This is a genomic window from Nitrobacter sp. 62-13 (genome assembly GCF_001896955.1).
Lineage (GTDB): Bacteria > Pseudomonadota > Alphaproteobacteria > Rhizobiales > Xanthobacteraceae > Nitrobacter.
Window position 1 is genome coordinate 1 of sequence record NZ_MKRN01000089.1, and the last position, 3,510, is coordinate 3,510.

Genomic DNA, 3,510 nt, shown 5'->3' on the forward strand with positions numbered 1-3,510 from the left:
CGGCGCGCTGCCGCTGGCGATCCTGCGCGAATATGGCATCGAGGTGATGACGGTGGCGGAGCGCCTGATCGAAAAGGCCGTCATCCAGATGCTGGAAATCGAGAAGACCGTGACGGAAGGCGCGGGCGCGGCCGCGCTGGCGGCGCTGATGAGCAATCCCGCCCGGTTTGTCGGACGGAAAGTCGGGTTGATCATATCCGGCGGCAACATCGACACGCGCACGCTCGCCAATGTGCTGATGCGCGGACTGGTGCGCGACGGCCGGCTGATCGATCTCGTGGTGGAGATATCCGACAAGCCGGGCGCGCTGGCCGAACTCGCCTGCATCATTGCAGAGCTTCGCGGCAACATCGTCGAGGTGCAGCATCAGCGCCTGTTCAGCGCGTTGTCCGCCAACATGACCGAGGTCGAACTGGTGATCGAAGCGCAGGACACGGCGCACGGCAGCGCCATCGTTGCCGGCCTTGAAGCAAAAGGCGTGAGGGCGCGCCGCCGCGACCGGCTGGTACTGTCCCGGGATTTGAACGAATGACGATAGCCTCGTTGCGGCGAGAGCCGCAGCATGGAAAGCGGGAAGGCGGCCAAATTTGATCGACATGCGGACCATTTGCTGATGCCGAAGATTTTCACCGATCCCGCCGCGATCGTCGACGACATCATTCGTGATGTCGGTCCTCATCTGATGGTGGGATTGCCGCTCGGGCTCGGCAAGGCCAATCACATCATCAATGCGCTTTATCAGCGCGCCGCCGCGGATCGCAGTCTCGACCTGACTTTCTTCTCCGCGCTGACGCTGGAGAAACCGCGGCCGTCGAACGAATTGGAGAAGCGGTTCATCGCACCGGTGATCGATCGCCTGTTCGGCGGCTGGCCCGACCTCGATTACGCCGCCGCCTTGCACAAAGGCGAGCTGCCGCCGAACATCAAGGTCACCGAATTCTTTTTCCTGGCCGGTAAGTGGCTGCGCAACGCCTATGCCCAGCAACACTACATCGCCGCCAACTACACCCACGCTGCATCCTATATCCTCGACCGCGGCCTCAACGTCATCACCCAGCTCGTGGCCAAGCGCGTCGTGGACGGCGAGACGCGCTACAGTCTGAGCTGCAACACCGACACCACGCTCGATCTTCTGCGCGCCCGCGCTGCCGGCCGGGCGTCGTTCAAGCTGGTGGGGCAGGTCAATTCGCAACTGCCGTTCATGCCCGGCGCCGGCGATCTGCCGGCCAGTGAATTCAGCGCCATCCTGGACAGCCCCGAGACCGATTTTCCCCTGTTTGCGCCGCCGTCCGAGCCTGTGTCGGATACCAAATACGCCATCGGCCTGCACGCGGCGGGGCTCATCAAGGACGGCGGCACGTTGCAGATCGGCATCGGCCAGGTCGGCGACGCGCTGGCGCAAAGCCTGATCCTGCGTCATCGCGACAACGCGCGTTTTCGCGACATCGCGGCGCGGCTCGCGCCGAATAGCGCGATGAAAGAAACCGCGCCGTTCGCAACCGGGCTTTATGGCGTCAGCGAAATGGTGTTCGAGGCGTTCCTCGGGCTGATCGAGGCAGGCGTGCTCAGGCGCGAGGTCGACGGCGCTGTCCTGCACGGCGCGTTCTTTCTGGGTCCGCAATCGTTATACCGCGCCTTGCGCGAGATGACGCCCGCGCAGCGCACGCGCATCCAGATGACGGCGGTGTCCTTCACCAACGAATTGTACGGCGATGAGGCCGCCAGGCGCCGCGCCCGCGTCGACGCGCGCTTCGTCAACAACGCCATGATGGCGACCCTGATGGGAGCCGCGATCTCCGACGGTCTCGACAACGGTCAGGTGGTGAGCGGCGTCGGCGGTCAGTACAATTTCGTCGCGCAGGCCTTCGCGCTCGAAGGCGCGCGTTCGATTCTTACGCTGGAATCGACGCGGCGCGAGAAGCACGGCGTGGTGTCCAACATCCGCTGGTCCTATGGTCATGGCACCATCCCGCGCCACCTGCGCGATATCGTCGTCACCGAATACGGCGTGGCGGATCTGCGCGGCAAGTCCGACGCCGAGGTGATCGCGGCGATGCTCAACGTCGCGGATTCACGTTTCCAGGACCGGTTGATGCGGCAGGCGGTCGATGCGGGAAAGCTGCCGCGCGATCACCGGATTCCGGCGGCGCATTGCGACAATACGCCGGCGCGTGTCGCCGCTGCGCTGAAGCCCGCGCAAGCGGCTGGCCTGCTGCCGGCGTTTCCGTTCGGCAGCGATTTCACCGAGGTGGAACAGCGGCTGATCCCCGCGCTCGAATTCCTGCGCGATGCATCGCGCTCGCCATTGGCTCTCGCCGGTTTGCTGATGGAAGGATTGCGCCCCGGCGATGCGTCGATACAGCCTGCGCTCGCGCGCATGGGACTCGATCGTCCGAATTTGTTTTCGGACAGGCTCTATCGCGCGTTGCTCAACGGCGCGCTGAAGCGAAGCGGCGGGACATAAGCCGTCGTGAGGGTGACGCGCGTCTTCGCGCAGACGATCCGGCCGATCCAAAAAAAAGTTTCGCGATGATGGATGAACACGCGGATCAAGCCCGCGTATGATGGCGTCTGCATGAACGGGATATGTGGACACGCGTTTTTCGATTATCTGTTCCTGTTGTTCGGCTTGCGCTTCTCGACGAACGCCGCCATGCCTTCGGCGCGGTCTTCCAGCGCGAAGGTCGAGCGGAACAAGTCGCGTTCGACGTTCATGCCTTCCGACAGCGTCGTCTCGAAAGCGCGATTGACGGCGCTCTTGGCCATCGCCGCGGCGGGACGGGACATCGAGGCGATCTTCTCGGCGGCGGCGATCGCTTCGTCCATCAACCTGTCGACGGGCACGATGCGGCTCACAAGCCCCGACCGCTCGGCTTCCGTCGCGTCCATCATCCGCCCGGTGAGACAGAGGTCCATCGCCTTGGCCTTGCCGACGGCGCGGGTCAGGCGCTGGGTGCCGCCGATGCCGGGAATGGTGCCGAGCGTGATTTCGGGCTGCCCGAATTTCGCGGTGTCGGAGGCGATGATGAAGTCGCACATCATGGCGAGTTCGCAGCCGCCGCCGAGCGCATAGCCGCTTACCGCCGCGACCGTCGGCTTGCGGCAGATGGCGACGCGATCGCTGCCGATCGCCTGGAAGTCCTCGGTGAACATATCGATGAAGTTTTTCGGCTGCATTTCCTTGATGTCGGCGCCGGCGGCAAAAGCCTTTTCGTTGCCGGTGATCAGGATGCAGCCGATGCCATCGTCGGCCTCGAGATCGTCAACCGCGGTCGCGATTTCGCGAAACACTGCGAATGACAACGCGTTGAGAATTTTCGGCCGGTTCAGCCTGATGATGCCGACCGCGCCCTTGCTCTCGACAACGATGTGTTCGAACTTGCTCATGATCCAACCCGCTTATCTCGCTGCACGCCGCGACGGATGTGTGTCGGCTGGCAATGTGCCTGCGGTCAAGCGACGCCGCAAGGCTGCGCTCGTTTGCGCCGGCCTGCGGCGCCGACGGCACTG

Annotated in this window: 2 protein-coding genes and 1 pseudogene; 2 read left to right on the forward strand and 1 reads right to left on the reverse strand. The window is 64.0% G+C overall.

The window, feature by feature from the left end:
• Positions 1-532: pseudogene (locus tag BGN91_RS08200) on the forward strand (threonine ammonia-lyase); the annotation flags it as partial.
• An 81-nt stretch (positions 533-613) separates the two neighbouring features.
• Positions 614-2,464 (forward strand): acetyl-CoA hydrolase/transferase C-terminal domain-containing protein, encoded by a 1,851-nt coding sequence (locus BGN91_RS08205; protein ID WP_292612145.1) that lies wholly within the window; start codon positions 614-616, stop codon positions 2,462-2,464.
• A 143-nt stretch (positions 2,465-2,607) separates the two neighbouring features.
• On the opposite strand, the gene BGN91_RS08210 is transcribed toward BGN91_RS08205, so the two are convergent.
• Positions 2,608-3,387, reverse strand: a complete 780-nt coding sequence (locus BGN91_RS08210; RefSeq protein ID WP_292612146.1) for an enoyl-CoA hydratase — start codon at positions 3,385-3,387, stop codon at positions 2,608-2,610.
• Positions 3,388-3,510: the final 123 nt, after the last annotated feature.

Bases quoted from the DNA above. Each gene is read 5' to 3' on its own strand.
- BGN91_RS08210 (WP_292612146.1), bottom strand. From the start codon at position 3,387: ATGAGCAAGTTCGAACACATCGTTGTCGAGAGCAAGGGCGCGGTCGGC.
- BGN91_RS08205 (WP_292612145.1), top strand. From the start codon at position 614: ATGCCGAAGATTTTCACCGATCCCGCCGCGATCGTCGACGACATCATT.